A 15,042-nucleotide genomic window follows, 5' to 3' on the forward strand; every position below is an offset into this window, starting at 1 on the left:
CGATCTCAGCCGACTACCGTCCAGGTGTCCCCGCCCGCCAGCAGGGCGGCCAGGTCGCCCTTGCCCTGCTGTTCGACGGCGGTGTCGAGCTGGTCGGCCATCTGGGAGTCGTACACCGGCCGTTCGAACGAGCGGAACACCCCGATCGGGGTGTGGTGCAGGGTGTCCGGGTCCGCCAGCCGGGACAGGGCGAAGGCGGTGGTGGGGGACGCGGCGTGGGCGTCGTGCACCAGGATCTCCGCCTCGTTCCCCGGCGTCACCGTCACCACACTCAGGTCCCCGGTCCGCCGGTCGCGCACGACCCCTCTCCCGCCGTCGGTGCCGAAGCGGATCGGCTGCCCGTGCTCCAGGCGGATCAGCGCCTCATCGGCCCGCTGCTTGTCCTTCAGGGCGTCGAAGGCGCCGTCGTTGAAGATGTTGCAGTTCTGGTAGATCTCGATCAGCGCGGTGCCCGGGTGTTCGGCGGCGGCACGCAGCACCTCGGTCAGGTGCTTGCGGTCGGAGTCGATCGTGCGCGCCACGAAGGACGCCTCCGCGCCGAGCGCCAGCGACACCGGGTTGAACGGCGCGTCCAGCGAGCCCATCGGCGTCGACTTGGTGACCTTGCCGACCTCGGAGGTCGGCGAGTACTGGCCCTTGGTCAGGCCGTAGATCCGGTTGTTGAACAGCAGGATCTTCAGGTTGACGTTGCGGCGCAGGGCGTGGATCAGATGGTTTCCGCCGATGGACAGGGCGTCGCCGTCACCGGTGACGACCCACACGCTCAGGTCCCGGCGGGAGGACGCCAGCCCGGTCGCGATGGCCGGAGCGCGGCCGTGGATGGAGTGCATCCCGTAGGTGTTCATGTAGTACGGGAAGCGGGAGGAACAGCCGATCCCGGAGACGAAGACGATGTTCTCCTTCGCCAGGCCCAGCTCGGGCATGAAGCCCTGCACGGCCGCGAGGATCGCGTAGTCACCGCAGCCCGGGCACCAGCGCACCTCCTGGTCCGACTTGAAGTCCTTCATCGACTGCTTGGCCTCGGCCTTGGGGACCAGCTGGAGCAGCCCGTTGCCGGCGTCAGTCATCGATGGCCTCCTTCAGCGCCGCGGCGAGCTGTTCCGCCTTGAACGGCATGCCGTTGACCTGGTTGTAGGAGTGGGCGTCGACCAGGTACTTCGCCCGGACGAGGGTGGCGAGCTGCCCGAGGTTCATCTCGGGGATGACCACCTTGTCGTAGCTCTTGAGGACCGCGCCGAGGTTGCGCGGGAAGGGGTTGAGGTGGCGCAGGTGGGCCTGGGCGATCGGCTCGCCGGCCGCGCGCAGCCGCCGTACCGCCGCCGTGATCGGGCCGTAGGTGGAGCCCCAGCCGAGGACCAGGGTCCGCGCGCCGTGCGGGTCGTCGACCTCCACGTCCGGGACCTCGATGCCGTCGATCTTGGCCTGGCGGGTGCGGACCATGAAGTCGTGGTTGGCCGGGTCGTAGGAGATGTTGCCCGTGCCGTCCTGCTTCTCGATGCCGCCGATGCGGTGCTCCAGGCCCGGGGTGCCCGGGATCGCCCACGGCCGGGCCAGGGTCTGCGGGTCCCGCTTGTACGGCCAGAAGACCTCGGTGCCGTCCGCGAGCGTGTGGTTGGGTCCGGAGGCGAACTGCACCCGCAGGTCGGGCAGCTCGTCCAGGTCGGGGATGCGCCACGGCTCGGAACCGTTGGCCAGATAGCCGTCCGAGAGCAGCATCACCGGAGTGCGGTACGCCAGCGCGATCCGGGCCGCCTCCAGAGCGGCGTCGAAGCAGTCGGCCGGGGTCTTCGGCGCGACCACCGGCACCGGCGCCTCGCCGTTGCGGCCGTACATCGCCTGGAGCAGGTCGGCCTGCTCGGTCTTGGTCGGCAGGCCCGTCGACGGGCCACCGCGCTGGATGTCCACCACCAGCAGGGGCAGCTCCAGCGACACCGCGAGGCCGATCGTCTCGCTCTTCAGCGCCACGCCAGGCCCGGACGTCGTCGTCACCGCCAGCGAGCCGCCGAACGCCGCGCCCAGTGCCGCGCCGATGCCCGCGATCTCGTCCTCGGCCTGGAAGGTACGGACGCCGAAGTTCTTGTGCTTGCTCAGCTCGTGCAGGATGTCCGAGGCCGGCGTGATCGGGTACGACCCCAGGAACAGCGACAGATCCGCCTGCCGGGACGCCGCGATCAGGCCGTAGGCCAGGGCGAGGTTGCCGGAGATGTTCCGGTAGGTGCCCACCGGGAATGCCTGGGCGGCCGGGGCGACCTCGTAGGAGACCGCGAAGTCCTCCGTCGTCTCGCCGAAGTTCCAGCCCGCGCGGAACGCGGCGACGTTGGCCTCCGCGATGTCCGGCTTCTTCGCGAACTTCGACTTCAGGAACTTCTCGGTGCCCTCGGTGGGCCGGTGGTACATCCAGCTGAGCAGGCCCAGCGCGAACATGTTCTTGCTGCGCTCGGCCTCCTTGCGGGAGAGGTCGAACCCCTTCAGCGCCTCGACGGTGAGCGTGGTCAGCGGCACCGGGTGGAGGCTGTAGCCGTCGAGCGAGCCGTCGTCCAGCGGAGAGCTGTCGTAGCCGACCTTCTGCAGGGCGCGCTTGGTGAACTCGTCGGTGTTCACGATGATCTCGGCCCCGCGCGGGAGGTCGCCGATGTTGGCCTTCAGGGCGGCCGGGTTCATCGCGACCAGGACGTTGGGCGCGTCTCCGGGAGTGAGGATGTCGTGATCGGCGAAATGGAGCTGGAAGGACGAGACACCCGGCAGGGTGCCGGCGGGGGCGCGGATCTCGGCGGGGAAGTTGGGAAGGGTGGAGAGGTCGTTACCGAAGGAGGCGGTCTCCGAGGTGAACCGGTCACCGGTGAGCTGCATGCCGTCACCCGAGTCCCCCGCGAACCGGATGATCACCCGGTCCAGGCGCCGCACGTCCTTCGCGCCGCCCGGTTTGCGCTGCTCTCCCACGACGGTTCCGTCGGTCTGCTCCGCTGGGCTGCTGACCTGGCTGGTCACTGAACTGGACCTCCTTCGAGGCGGCTGTTCCGGGGTCGGTCGTCCCACGGACCGTCCCAGATCAACCCTACGTCGGTTAGGGTCGCCCTCCCGAGGCAGTCCATGGACTGGACGGCATTCGAGACGGCCTGTCGCGCTGACTTCACATCATGTCCCGCATCGCGGGAGCCCCGCTCAAGGCGCTCCCCGCGCGTTCCCAGGTTCTCTCCTCCGGCCGCCCTCGGGATCCCCTGGCTGCCCCCTACCGTTGACGTCGGCCGTCCGTCCGCGTGCGCCCTCGTACCCGAAGGGCGGAGTCGACGCGGCGCTGACACAGGGGGCCCGCTAGGAGTTCAGGTAGGTGAGAACCGCCAGAACCCGCCGGTGGTCGCCGTCGCTCGGCGTCAGGCCGAGCTTCAGGAAGATGTTGCTGACGTGCTTCTCCACGGCACCGTCGCTGACCACCAGCTGCCGGGCGATCGCCGAGTTCGTCCGCCCCTCCGCCATCAGCCCGAGCACCTCGCGCTCCCGGGGCGTGAGCCCTGTCAGCACGTCCTGCTTGCGGCTGCGGCCCAGCAGCTGGGCGACCACCTCCGGGTCCAGTGCCGTACCGCCGTCGGCGACCCGCACCACGGCGTCGACGAACTCCCGTACGTCCGCGACCCGGTCCTTGAGCAGATAGCCGACGCCCCGGCTGGAACCGGCCAGCAGTTCGGTTGCGTAGCGTTCCTCCACGTACTGGGACAGCACCAGCACCCCGAGCCGGGGATGCAGCCGGCGCAGGGCCACGGCCGCCCGGACGCCCTCGTCGGTGTGGGTGGGCGGCATCCGTACGTCCGCCACGACCACGTCGGGCAGTTCGCCCCGGTCGTCCAGGTCGGCGATGGTCTTCATCAGCGCGTCCGCGTCGCCGACGCCGGCCACGACGTCGTGCCCGCGGTCGGTCAGCAGCCGGGTCAGGCCCTCTCTGAGCAGCACTGAATCCTCGGCGATGACCACCCGCACTCTGTCCTCCACGATCTTCCGGCCCCCCACAGCCCGATTCTGCGGCGACACCCGTGTGCGCGTGCGTCCCCGCCACGCGCGCGTGCGTGGCAGGAAGGCCACGCGCGTGACGTGCGTCCGCAGAAGTGTCCCCGTCGTCCGTGACGTGCGTCGTCCGTGACGTCCTACAAGGTCCAGCATTCCAGGAAACGGGCCGGACCGCCGCCGTACGGGGGAACGCGGGGGCGGGGCGGCGGACCGTTGTCCGTCGTCGCCGTACCGGGTGTCCCGTTCGCGGTGCCGGGGAGTGCCGTCGCCGTACGGGGGAGTGCCGTGCCGTAGCGGGGAGTGCCGTGCCCTGCTGGGGAGTGCCGTGCGGTGGTCCGATGGCTGCTGTCAGGTGTGCGGACGGTGGCTGTCGGTGGCCGCTGATGGGTGCTGTCAGGTGTCCGGACGGTGGCTGTCGGTGGTTGCTCTCAGGTGTCCGGGCGGCGGCTGTCGGTGGCCGCTGATCGCTGCCGTCAGGGGCCCGGGCGCCAGGGGAGTTCCGCGATCACGCGGGTGGGGCCGCCGGCCGGGGAGTCCACCATGAGGATGCCGTCCACCGCGTCCAGGCGGGCGGCGAGACCGGCCAGCCCGGAGCCCAGGGCGACGTCGGCGCCGCCCACGCCGTCGTCGGTCACCTGGAGCATCAGCCGGTCCTCCGTACGCCACACGTCCACCGCGGCGGTACGGGCCCGGCTGTGCTTGCTGATGTTCTGCAGCAGCTCGGAGACGGTGAAGTAGGCGATGCCCTCGATGGCCGGCGCCGGCCGGGCCGGGAGGTCGACCTCCACCCGCACCGGCACCGTGCAGCGGGAGGCGACGGCCGACAGGGCCGCGTCCAGGCCCCGGTCGGTGAGCACGGCCGGGTGGATGCCCCGGGCGAGGTCGCGCAGCTCCTGGAGGGCCGTCTTCACCTCACCGTGCGCCTCCTCCACCATCTGGGCCGCCGTTCGCGGGTCCTCCCGCAGCTTCTCCTTCGCCAGCCCCAGGTCCATCGCCAGGTTGACCAGCCGGGCCTGCGCGCCGTCGTGCAGGTCCCGCTCGATGCGGCGCAGGTCGGCGGCGGCCGTGTCGACCACGGCCCCCCGGTCCGACTCCAGCTCCACCACCCGTGCCGACAGCGGCGACGGCCCGAGCAGGCCGCGCACCAGCAGCCCGTCCACGGTCGTCAGGGCCCGCACGAGCCACGGGGTGACCAGCGTGAACACCAGCCCGGTCAGCGCGGTGACGGTGATCTCGAACGGGTTGTCGAGATAGACGCTGTGGTGGGCGTCGCCGTACAGCTGGAGACCGCCCCGGCCGGCGTACGCCGGGAAGACCCAGAACCACAGCGGGTAGGTCAGCAGCGTCCAGCCGCAGGTCCAGAAGGTCACCGCCACCGAGAACGTGAACACCGCCCACGGGAACTGCACCAGCGCGTACAGCGCGTGCCGCCAGGAGGAGCCGTTCTTGAGCAGCGCGCCCATCCAGGCCGCCGGGCCCGGCCTGCGCATCCGCAGCGGCTCGGGGTCGGCCACCTCCAGGCCGAGCAGTGCGCGCGCCCGCCCCCGCTCCAGCACGCCGAAGCCCCGGCAGCCGGCGAGCGCCGCCGCCAGTACCGGGATGCCGAGGAAGGTCACCAGCAGGCCCGCGCCGAGGGCGATCATCGTCACCGTCCAGCTGAACAGCACCACGGAGACCGGCAGGCTCAGCAGCACGTAGGCGAACTCGCGCCAGGTGCGTGCCTCGAACGGCGCCCGCAGGGCGGCCGGTAGCCGGTGGCCGGTCCCGGAAGCGTGCCCGTGCCCGCGCCCGTACCCGTGTCCGTAGTCCATGGCCATGGAATGCCGTCCCGTTCTCGTCGTCCCAGCGGCGGTTCAGCCGCATCTCCAGAGTCGTCCGCGCCGGGGCCCCGGGCCATGGAGTCCGTCGGCGTCTCGAGCGGGGGGTTTTCCCCACCCTGGCGCTCCACGCGCGCGTGGAGCGCCGGCGACGCTCATGCGCGCCGTGTCGCTCATGCGCGCGTGGTCGTCATGCCGTTCACGCGCGCGTGGACGCCGTGGCACCCATGCGCGCCGTGCTGCTGACGCACGCGGGCGTCATGTTGCTCACGCGCGCGTGGCCGTCATGCCGCTCACGCGCGCGTGGGCTCCGTTCCGCTCGCGCGCGTGGGCGTCGTGGTGGGCGCGGTCACTTCTGTCGGTCCCGCCACGGCAGTTCCGCGGTGACCACCGTCGGGCCGCCGGGCGGGGAGTCGACCACGAACAGGCCGTCCACCGCGCCCAGCCGTTCCGCGAGGCCCCGGATGCCGCTGCCGTTGTCCAGCCGCGCGCCGCCCCGGCCGTCGTCCCGGACCTGGATGAGCAGCCGGTCGTCCGCACGCCACACGTCCACCGAGGCGGTACGGGCCCCGCTGTGCTTGCTGATGTTCTGCAGCAGCTCGGAGACGGTGAAGTAGGCGATGCCCTCGATGGCCGCCGCCGGCCGGCCCGACAGGTCGACGGCCACCGCCACCGGCACCGTGCAGCGCGCGGCGACCGAGGACAGGGCCGCGTCCAGACCGCGGTCGGTGAGTACGGCGGGATGGATGCCCCGGGCGAGGTCGCGCAGCTCCTGGAGGGCCAGCTTCACCTCGCCGTGCGCCTCCTCCACCATCGACGCCGCCGTGTCGGGGTCCTCCAGCAGCTTCTCCTTGGCCAGGCCCAGCCCCATGGCCAGGTTGACCAGCCGCGCCTGCGCGCCGTCGTGCAGGTCCCGCTCGATCCGGCGCAGATCCGCCGCCGCCGTGTCGACCACGACCCCGCGGTCGGACTCCAGTTCGGCGATACGGCGTTCCAGCTCGTCCGACGGCGACAGCAACCCCCGCACCATCGCCCGGTCCAGGTTCGCCATGCCCCGCGCCAGATACGGCAGCACAGGCCACAGCACGAACAGCGAGGTCAGCACGGTGCAGAAGGTGAGGATGCCCCAGGGCAGCCGGACCACGTCGTACAGCAGGGTGCGCCAGCCCACCGGGTCCTTCAGGGCCATCCACAGCCGCTGCACCGGGCCTCCGCCCCTGGCGAGCGGCAGCGGCGTCGGCTCCTCCACCCGGACCCCGAGCAGCGTCCGGGCCCGCGCCCGCTCCAGCTTCCCCAGCTGCCGGGCGCCCAGCAGACTGAGCGCGAGCAGCGGGAGCCCGATCACAGTGACCGTGAGGGCGCCGCCGACCGCCAGCAAGGTGAACGCGTACGTGAACCCGAACAGCGTCACCGGCAGGTTCAGCAGGAGGTACGCGATCTCCTTCCAGGTGTGCGCGTCATAGGCCGGACGAGGCGGAGGCAGCCGGTGGAGGCCATCGCGTCCGTCGCGTCGGCCGTATGCATCGCGTCGACCGTGTCCGTCGTGGTCGGCGGAACCACCGGTCGGGTCGGCGGAACCACCGGTCGGGTCGGCGGGACCACCGGTCGGGTCGGCTGAGCCGCCGGTCGGGTCGGCGGCGGGGCTGGGAGCGGTCATGCTGATCAGCCTGCCGTGCGCGGCACCGTCCACGCCATGCGGTACACCGCCCTGAGTCGCCGGGGGAAAACCCCACCCCCGCCGGCCCCGGCCGTCTCACGGCGTGACGGGCTGCTTACCCGCTCTTTATCAGGGCCTAGACTCCCGTGCGTACAGATCCTCGAATCATGTTGCAGCACAGAATTCACTGAGGCCATGAGGCCATGAGGTCAGGGAGCGAGGGACGGACGGTGCGGGAGACGTTGGGGGACTCGACGGTCGCCGCGGCGCACGTCGTCGCGGCCGGCTACTTCCGGTCCTATTCGGTGGTCGGACTGCTCGCCCTCATCGGCGTGCTGTTCGTCGCGGTCGCCTTCGGCGCCGGCCGCCTGCTGCGCCCGGTCGTACCGACGCCGGAGAAACTCCTGACCTACGAGTGCGGTGTCGACCCCGTCGGCGAGGGCTGGGCCCACACCCAGGTCCGCTACTACGTCTACGCCTTCCTCTACGTGATCTTCGCGGTCGACTCGATCTTCCTGTTCCCCTGGGCGACGGTCTTCGCCGCCCCCGGCTACGGCGCGACGACCCTCGTGGAGATGTTCATCTTCCTCGGCTTCCTCGCCGTGGGCCTGCTGTACGCATACAAGAAGGGCGTCCTGGCATGGACGTGAACCCGGACCCCGTCCACCTTCCGGAGCCCAAGCGGCTCGGTGCCCTTGCCCGCCTGGCGCCCGAGCCGATGAAGGTGGTCCTGAACTGGGGCCGCCGCTACTCGCTCTGGGTGTTCAACTTCGGTCTCGCCTGCTGCGCGATCGAGTTCATCGCCGCGTCGATGGCCCGCCACGACTTCATCCGGCTCGGCGTCATCCCCTTCGCGCCCGGGCCCCGCCAGGCCGATCTGATGGTGGTGTCGGGCACGGTCACGGACAAGATGGCCCCGGCCGTGAAGCGGCTGTACGAGCAGATGCCCGAGCCCAAGTACGTCATCTCCTTCGGCGCCTGCTCCAACTGCGGCGGCCCCTACTGGGACTCCTACTCCGTCACGAAGGGCGTCGACCAGATCATCCCGGTGGACGTGTACGTCCCCGGCTGCCCGCCGCGCCCCGAGGCGCTGCTCCAGGGCATCCTCAAGCTCCAGGAGAAGATCGCCCGCGAGTCGCTGGAGGAGCGGTACGGCACCGGGTCCGGCCGCCCGTCGGCCGCCGCGCTGCAGAGTGACCTGGTGCGGCCCCCGCTGCCGACAGCCGAGGGGGAGACCCGATGAGCACGGCCGGCTGGCTGCCCGCCCCCGCCGAGGACCTCTTCGGCACGGACGCCACGGCCGAGGAGTCGTACGACCTCCTGACCGTGGACGTACCGCCGTCCGCCTGGCTCACCGCCCTGGAGACGGCCCGTACGACGCTGTCCTGCACCTACTTCGACTGGCTGAGCGCGGTCGACGAGCCGGGCACGGGCTTCCGGGTCTCCGCGCATGTGGTCGCCCTGAACCCGGTCCGCCGCCTCCTCGTCCGTACGACGGTCCCGCACGAGGCCCCCGCCCTGCCCTCCGCCATCGGCGTCTACGCGGGCGCCGCCTGGCACGAGCGCGAGACCCACGAGATGTTCGGCGTCGTCTTCGAGGGCCACCCTGGGCTGGATCACCTGCTGCTCCCCGAGAACTTCGAGGGCCATCCGCTGCGCAAGGACTTCGTCCTCGCCGCCCGCGTCGCCAAGGCGTGGCCCGGCGCGAAGGAACCCGGCGAGTCCGAGCACGGCGGCCCGAAGCGCCGTCAGATGCTGCCCCCCGGTGTCCCGGACCCGAACGAGTGGGGCCCCCTCAAGGGCCAGCTGCCCCCGGCCCCGGCCCGCCCGGCCCGGGCGGCCGCGGGACGAACGGCGGGCGACCGCCCCGCGCGCGCGGCCGGCGACCGCCCGGTACGGCGCACCCGTTCGGCCACGGAGGGCTCGGCCAGCCAGACCCCGCGGGCCGGCGAGGCCGCGAAGTCCGGCGAGGCCGTGCAGGCCGGCGAGGCCGCTGCCGCGGGTGCGGCCGGAGCAGCGGCTGCGCAGGCGAGTGCCGGTGCCCGTGCCGGTGCTGATGCCGGTGCCAGTCCCGGTCTCGGTGCGCCCGCCCGGCCGCGCCGGATGCGCAGCGTGAGCGAGGGCTCGGCCAGCCAGGCGGCGGCCCGGGACGAGGACGCGGCGACGCGCAAGCAGGCCGCGGCCGAGGGGAACACCGACCAGGCCGCTGCGGCAGCGCCGACGGAAGGCCCGGCCGCCGAGGCATCGGTGGCCCACGAGCCCTCCCCGGCGCCCACGCCCGCCCCCCAGCGGCGCGCCCGCAGTGCCTCGCAGGGCTCGTCCTCCCAGCGGGCCGAAGCCCAGGAGCCGGCCCCGGCGGAAGCGACTGCTCCCGCCGCACCGACTGCTCCCGCCGCACCGACTGTTCCCACGGCACCGACTGTTCCCGCGACCTCGGAGGAACCGGCGGCGCCCGAGGAACCAGCGGCACCGACGGGGGCGGACGGCGCCACACGCCCCGCCCGCCGGAGCACGGCCCCGCGCAGTTCTGACGCGCCATGGCACCACGCCCGCCCGGCCTTCGAGGAATCGGAGCGGACCTCGGAATCGGAGCGGACCTCGGTACCGGAGCGGATCTCGGAACCGGAGCGGACCTCGGTACCGGAGCGGATCTCGGAACCGGAGCCGAGCAAGGCGCCCGAACCGGAGCGGGTCCCGCAGAAGCAGCCGAAGCCGCGGCAGGCACCCGAGGCCGGCCAGGCGCCCGCATCCGAGCCCGGGCAGGCGCCCGCACCCGAGGCCGGTCAGGCACCCGCACCCGGGGCCGGCCAGGGAGCCGTACCCGAGCCGGGACAGGCGTCCGAGGCCGGTCAGGAACCCGCACCCGAGGCCGGTCAGGGACCCGTATCCGAGCCGGGACAGGCGTCGAAGGCCGGACAGGCGTCCGAGGCCGGACAGGCGCCCGCGCCCGAGGCCGGGCGTGCACCCGCACCCGAGTCGCGCCCCGAGCGCCCTGAAGGCCCCAGCACCCCCGACCACCCCGACAGCCCCGACCACCCCGACCCCACAGGAGGCCCGCAGTGAACGGCGTACTCGACGTCGCCCTGCGACTCCTGGTCGTCTTCGTCGTCTTCCTCACCTTCCCGCTGATCGTCGGTCAGACCGAGCACAAGGTGATGGCCCACATGCAGGGCCGCCTCGGCCCGATGTACGCGGGCGGCTTCCACGGCTGGGCTCAGCTCATCGCCGACGGCGTGAAGTTCGCGCAGAAGGAGGACGTGGTACCGGCGGGCGCCGACCGCCGCGTCTTCCAGCTCGCCCCCGCCGTGGCCCTGCTGCCGTACCTCCTCGTCCTGCTCGCCGTCCCGATCGGCCCGAGCGAGGGCGCCGTCGGCCAGGTGCTGGACGCCGGCGTGTTCTTCGTGCTCGCGGTGATGGGCGTCGGCGTGCTCGGCTCGCTGATGGCCGGCTGGGCCAGCGCCAACAAGTTCTCCCTGCTCGGTGGCCTGCGCACGGCCGCCCAGCTGCTCGCCTACGAACTCCCGATGCTGCTGACGGCGGCCTCGGTCGCCATGGCGGCCGGCACGGTCTCCCTGCCCGGCATCCTGCACGCCTTCCACTGGTGGTGGGTGCCGTGGCAGATCGTCGGCGCCGTCGTCTTCTTCATCGCCGGGCTCGCGGAGCTGCAACGCCCGCCGTTCGACATGCCGGTCGCCGACTCGGAGATCATCTTCGGGGCGTACACCGAGTACACCGGCCTGCGCTTCGCCCTGTTCCTGCTCGCCGAGTACGCCGGCATCGTCGTCCTGTGCGGCCTGACCACCGTCCTCTTCCTGGGCGGCTGGCACGGCCCCTGGGGCGCCGACGGCCTCGGCTGGGTGTGGACCCTGCTGAAGACGGCCGTCCTCGCCTTCCTCGTGATCTGGCTGCGTGTCACCTACCCCCGCCTGCGCGAGGACCAGCTCCAGAAATTCTCCTGGACCCTCCTCGTCCCCCTCTCCCTCGCCCAGATCGCCCTCACCGGCATCGTCAAGGTGGTGATCCAGTAGCTATGGCCCCCATTCCCGGCTCCGGCCTCGCCAAGGGCCTGGCCGTCACCCTGCGCACGATGACGAAGAAGACCGTCACCGAGCAGTACCCCGACGCCCTCCCCGAGCTGCCGCCCCGCACCCGCGGGGTGATCGGGCTGTTCGAGGAGAACTGCACGGTCTGCATGCTGTGCGCCCGCGAGTGCCCGGACTGGTGCATCTACATCGACTCCCACAAGGAGACCGTCCCGCCGGCCGCCCCCGGCGGCCGGGAGCGCAGCCGCAACGTCCTCGACCGCTTCGCGATCGACTTCTCCCTGTGCATGTACTGCGGTATCTGCATCGAGGTCTGTCCTTTCGACGCGCTGTTCTGGTCGCCCGAGTTCGAGTACGCCGAGACCGACATCCATGACCTCACCCACGAGCGGGACAAACTCCGCGAGTGGATGTGGACCGTGCCGGCTCCGCCCGCCCTGGACCCCGGCGCGGAGGAGCCCAAGGAGATCGCCGCGGCCCGCAAGACGGCCGAGAAGCTGGCCGCCGCCCAGGCCGAACCGCAGGAGGGCCGGTCGTGACCTTCGCCGCAGCCGTGAACATCGCCGAAGCCCGGCACGGCTTCCTGTCCCCGACCGGTGTCGAGATCGCCTTTCTGCTCGTCGGCCTGGTCACCCTCGGCGCCGCGCTGGTCACCGTGACCACCCGGCAGCTGGTGCACGCCGCGCTGTGGCTGGTGGTCGCGCTCGGGGGTCTCGCCGTGGAGTACCTGTTGCTCACGGCCGAGTTCATCGCGTGGGTACAGGTCCTGATCTACGTCGGCTCCGTCGTCGTCCTGCTCCTGTTCGGTCTGATGCTCACCAAGGCCCCCATCGGCCGCTCCCCGGACGCGGACTCCGGCAACCGCTGGGCCGCCCTGGCCGTCGCGGCAGCCGCCGCCGTCGCCCTGCTGTGGGTGGTCGTGGACGCCTTCCGCACGACCTGGATCGACCTGGACGGACCCGCCGCCGGCACCACCCGGGTCACCGGCACGAGCCTGTTCCGGCACTGGGTGCTGCCGTTCGAGGCCCTGTCCGTGCTGCTCCTCGCGGCACTGGTCGGCGCGATCGTCCTGTCCCGCAAGGCCAAGGCGGACGCGGCCTCCGGGCCCCCGGCCGCCGCCGGCGTCCTCCCTGGCGAGAAGGAAGGCGCCCGCTGATGCACCTCGCCTATCCCGCCGTACTCTCCGCCCTCCTCTTCTGCACCGGCCTGTACGGCGTACTCGCCCGCCGCAACGCGATCCTGGTCCTGATGTCGGTCGAGCTGATGCTCAACGCCGTCAACCTCAACCTGGTCGCCTTCGACGTCTGGCTCAGCCGGACCGCCGAGGAGACCCTGCACTCCGGCCAGGCGCTGACCCTGTTCACCATCGCCATCGCCGCCGCCGAGATCGGCATCGGCCTGGCGATCGTGCTCGCCGTCCACCGAAATCGCGGCACCTCCGACATCGACAAGCTCCGCGACACCGCCGAGGGCCCCGAGCCCGAGGGCCCCGGCACCTCCGCGGCCGAGAAGGCTGAGGCCCCCGCGTGACCACGACCAACCTCGCCGTCCTCGTCCCCCTCCTGCCGTTCCTGGGCGCCGCGGCCGGCCTGCTGCTCGGCCGCACCCTGCCCGGGTTCGTCCGCCCGCTCGCCGTGCTGCCGCCGCTGGCCTCGCTCGTGATGGCCGCGCTGGTCGCCGTGCGGCAGGGCGGCGACACGGCCGTCGACGCCCACACCGAGCTGACGCCCACCGGGTCCGTGCCGATCGAGCTGGCCCTGCACATCGACGGCTTCGCCGCGCTCGTCGCCGTCCTGGTGGCGTTCGTCGCGGTCTGCGTGCAGATCTACTCCACCGGCTACCTGCGGGACGACCCGCGCTACCCCTCGTACGCCGCTCTCGTCTCCCTGTTCACCTCCGCGATGCTCCTGGTCGTCTACTCCGGCGACCTGATCGTGCTGCTGGTCGGCTGGGAAGTCATGGGCATCTGCTCCTACTTCCTGGTCGGCCACTACTGGGAGACCCCCGAGGCCCGCGCCGCCTCACTGAAGGCGTTCCTGGTCACCAAGCTCGGCGACGTGCCGTTCCTCATCGGCCTGTTCGCCCTGGCCACCGACGCCGGGTCCTTCCGCGTCACCCGCGTTCTCGGCGCCGTCGCGAGCGGCGGCATCGACCATCCGACACTGATCGCGCTGCTGCTCCTCGCGGGCGTCGCGGGCAAGTCGGCGCAGTTCCCGCTGCACACCTGGCTACCGGACGCGATGGCGGGCCCGACGCCCGTCTCGGCGCTGATCCACGCCGCGACGATGGTCGCCGCCGGTGTCTACTTCGTCGCCCGCCTCCTCCCGCTCTTCGAAGCCTCCCAGGCCGCGATGGTGGTGCTCGCCGTCATGGCCGCCGTCACGATGGCCGGCTCCGGTCTCGCCGCGCTCGCCCAGGACGACATCAAGCGTGTCCTCGCCTACTCCACGATCGGCCAGCTCGGCTACATGACCGGCGCCCTCGCCGTCGGTGACCGTGGTGCCGCCGTCTTCCACCTCCTGTCCCACGGCGCCTTCAAGGCGCTGCTGTTCCTCGCGGCCGGCGTGATCATCCACGCCGCCGGCACCAACTCGCTGGCCGCCATGTCCCGCATGCACGGCCTGCGCGACCGCGTGCCGGACGCCTACTGGACGATGACCGTGGCGCTGCTCGCGCTCGCCGCGATCCCGCCCTTCAGCGGCTTCTTCTCCAAGGAGTCCGTCCTCGGCGCCGCCGAGCACGTGACCACCGGCCACACCGACCACGCGCCCGGCGCCGCCGGCTGGATCGTCCTCGTCGCCGGCCTGCTCACCGCCCTGCTGACCGCCGCGTACGCCACCCGGCTGTGGCTGCTGGCCTTCTGCGGCCGGGGCGACGAGGCCCCGGACCACGGCCGCCAGCCGCTGACCATGACCGTCGTGCTCTGGGTCCTGGCGATCCCCTCCCTCGCCTTCGGCGGGCTCGCCTACCGCTCGCTGCCCGGCTGGTTCGACGGCCGCGCCCTGACCCCGACCCTGCTCACCTCGATCCTCGGCACGGGTCTCGCCCTGGTCGGCGGGCTGCTCACCTACGGTGCCTGGCAGCGCACCACCGCGCTCGCGGCCCGCACCCCGCTCGGTGCGGTCGCCGCCCACCCCGAGGGCGACGCCGCACTGGTCGAGGCCGAGGCCATCGCCAGCCACGAACCGGCCTACGGCGACATCGCCCATGCCGCCGACCCGGCGGACCCCGGGCGGCTGCTGCTCGGCCCGCTGCACCGGCCCGCGGCCGCCGGCTTCCGCCTGGACGCCGTGTACGCGGCGCTGTTCGTCCGCCCGGTCCAGGCCGCGGCGGGTCTCGTCCGCTTCCTCGACCGCGAGGTCGTCGACACCTACGTGAGCGCAGCCGGCGCCCTGCCCCGGCTGCTCGGGGCCGCCGTGCGGCGCGCCCAGACCGGCAATGTGCAGACCTATGTGAGCGCGCTGCTCGCCGGCACCGTCGTCCTGGCGGTCGCCGTCCTCCTCGTCGCCACGGGAGCGTGAGCAGG

The 15,042-nt window shown here is 72.3% G+C and carries 13 protein-coding genes; 8 read left to right on the plus strand and 5 right to left on the minus strand.

Annotated elements, in window-relative coordinates:
• Positions 1-5: 5 nt before the first annotated feature.
• The 5 genes from ACIGYR_RS24555 to ACIGYR_RS24575 all read right to left on the minus strand — a co-directional run bounded on the left by ACIGYR_RS24555 (position 6) and on the right by ACIGYR_RS24575 (position 7,473).
• Complete coding sequence (locus tag ACIGYR_RS24555; RefSeq protein ID WP_399596771.1) at positions 6-1,067, minus strand: 2-oxoacid:ferredoxin oxidoreductase subunit beta; 1,062 nt, start codon at positions 1,065-1,067, stop codon at positions 6-8.
• A complete protein-coding gene (locus ACIGYR_RS24560; RefSeq protein ID WP_399596774.1) occupies positions 1,060-2,988 on the minus strand; it encodes a 2-oxoacid:acceptor oxidoreductase subunit alpha in 1,929 nt (642 codons plus the stop codon). Before ACIGYR_RS24560 ends, ACIGYR_RS24555 begins: the two co-directional genes overlap by 8 nt.
• 324 nt (positions 2,989-3,312) lie before the next feature.
• On the minus strand, positions 3,313-3,972 hold the full coding sequence (locus ACIGYR_RS24565; protein ID WP_391848180.1) for a LuxR C-terminal-related transcriptional regulator: 660 nt from the start codon (positions 3,970-3,972) through the stop codon (positions 3,313-3,315).
• Positions 3,973-4,472: 500 nt separating this feature from the next.
• Positions 4,473-5,816, minus strand: coding sequence for a sensor histidine kinase (locus ACIGYR_RS24570; RefSeq protein ID WP_399596777.1), 1,344 nt, complete (start codon positions 5,814-5,816; stop codon positions 4,473-4,475).
• Between the two features lie 349 nt (positions 5,817-6,165).
• Complete coding sequence (locus tag ACIGYR_RS24575) at positions 6,166-7,473, minus strand: sensor histidine kinase (RefSeq protein ID WP_399596780.1); 1,308 nt, start codon at positions 7,471-7,473, stop codon at positions 6,166-6,168.
• A gap of 203 nt (positions 7,474-7,676) precedes the next feature.
• Between ACIGYR_RS24575 and ACIGYR_RS24580 the strand changes: the two genes are divergently transcribed.
• Genes ACIGYR_RS24580 through ACIGYR_RS24615 form a run of 8 tightly spaced genes read left to right on the plus strand, consistent with a single transcriptional unit; the run spans position 7,677 to position 15,037 of the window.
• Positions 7,677-8,123, plus strand: a complete 447-nt coding sequence (locus ACIGYR_RS24580) for an NADH-quinone oxidoreductase subunit A (RefSeq protein ID WP_399596783.1) — start codon at positions 7,677-7,679, stop codon at positions 8,121-8,123.
• Positions 8,114-8,716, plus strand: coding sequence for an NADH-quinone oxidoreductase subunit B (locus tag ACIGYR_RS24585; RefSeq protein WP_391848161.1), 603 nt, complete (start codon positions 8,114-8,116; stop codon positions 8,714-8,716). The genes ACIGYR_RS24580 and ACIGYR_RS24585 overlap by 10 nt, the downstream gene beginning before the upstream one ends.
• On the plus strand, positions 8,713-10,536 hold the full coding sequence (locus tag ACIGYR_RS24590; protein ID WP_399596786.1) for an NADH-quinone oxidoreductase subunit C: 1,824 nt from the start codon (positions 8,713-8,715) through the stop codon (positions 10,534-10,536). The genes ACIGYR_RS24585 and ACIGYR_RS24590 overlap by 4 nt, the downstream gene beginning before the upstream one ends.
• Positions 10,533-11,501, plus strand: coding sequence for an NADH-quinone oxidoreductase subunit H (locus tag ACIGYR_RS24595; RefSeq protein ID WP_391848163.1), 969 nt, complete (start codon positions 10,533-10,535; stop codon positions 11,499-11,501). Before ACIGYR_RS24590 ends, ACIGYR_RS24595 begins: the two co-directional genes overlap by 4 nt.
• A 2-nt stretch (positions 11,502-11,503) precedes the next feature.
• Entirely contained in the window at positions 11,504-12,055 is a 552-nt protein-coding gene (locus ACIGYR_RS24600; RefSeq protein WP_391848164.1) for a NuoI/complex I 23 kDa subunit family protein, read from the plus strand.
• Positions 12,052-12,672, plus strand: a complete 621-nt coding sequence (locus ACIGYR_RS24605; RefSeq protein WP_399596790.1) for an NADH-quinone oxidoreductase subunit J — start codon at positions 12,052-12,054, stop codon at positions 12,670-12,672. The genes ACIGYR_RS24600 and ACIGYR_RS24605 overlap by 4 nt, the downstream gene beginning before the upstream one ends.
• Positions 12,672-13,046: an NADH-quinone oxidoreductase subunit NuoK gene (nuoK, locus tag ACIGYR_RS24610; protein WP_391848166.1), complete on the plus strand. Its 375-nt coding sequence runs from the start codon at positions 12,672-12,674 to the stop codon at positions 13,044-13,046. The genes ACIGYR_RS24605 and nuoK overlap by 1 nt, the downstream gene beginning before the upstream one ends.
• Positions 13,043-15,037 (plus strand): NADH-quinone oxidoreductase subunit L, encoded by a 1,995-nt coding sequence (locus ACIGYR_RS24615; RefSeq protein WP_399596794.1) that lies wholly within the window; start codon positions 13,043-13,045, stop codon positions 15,035-15,037. The genes nuoK and ACIGYR_RS24615 overlap by 4 nt, the downstream gene beginning before the upstream one ends.
• Positions 15,038-15,042 lie beyond the last annotated feature (5 nt).

It is taken from the genome of Streptomyces sp. NPDC053076, assembly GCF_044546845.1.
Classification (GTDB): Bacteria; Actinomycetota; Actinomycetes; order Streptomycetales; family Streptomycetaceae; genus Streptomyces.

Excerpts from the sequence above, each read along its gene's own strand:
- ACIGYR_RS24555 (WP_399596771.1), bottom strand. The coding sequence starts at position 1,067 with ATGACTGACGCCGGCAACGGGCTGCTCCAGCTGGTCCCCAAGGCCGAG.
- nuoK (WP_391848166.1), top strand. The coding sequence starts at position 12,672 with ATGCACCTCGCCTATCCCGCCGTACTCTCCGCCCTCCTCTTCTGCACC.
- ACIGYR_RS24590 (WP_399596786.1), top strand. The coding sequence starts at position 8,713 with ATGAGCACGGCCGGCTGGCTGCCCGCCCCCGCCGAGGACCTCTTCGGC.
- ACIGYR_RS24570 (WP_399596777.1), bottom strand. The coding sequence starts at position 5,816 with ATGGCCATGGACTACGGACACGGGTACGGGCGCGGGCACGGGCACGCT.
- ACIGYR_RS24580 (WP_399596783.1), top strand. The coding sequence starts at position 7,677 with ATGAGGTCAGGGAGCGAGGGACGGACGGTGCGGGAGACGTTGGGGGAC.
- ACIGYR_RS24600 (WP_391848164.1), top strand. The coding sequence starts at position 11,504 with ATGGCCCCCATTCCCGGCTCCGGCCTCGCCAAGGGCCTGGCCGTCACC.
- ACIGYR_RS24575 (WP_399596780.1), bottom strand. The coding sequence starts at position 7,473 with ATGACCGCTCCCAGCCCCGCCGCCGACCCGACCGGCGGCTCAGCCGAC.
- ACIGYR_RS24585 (WP_391848161.1), top strand. The coding sequence starts at position 8,114 with ATGGACGTGAACCCGGACCCCGTCCACCTTCCGGAGCCCAAGCGGCTC.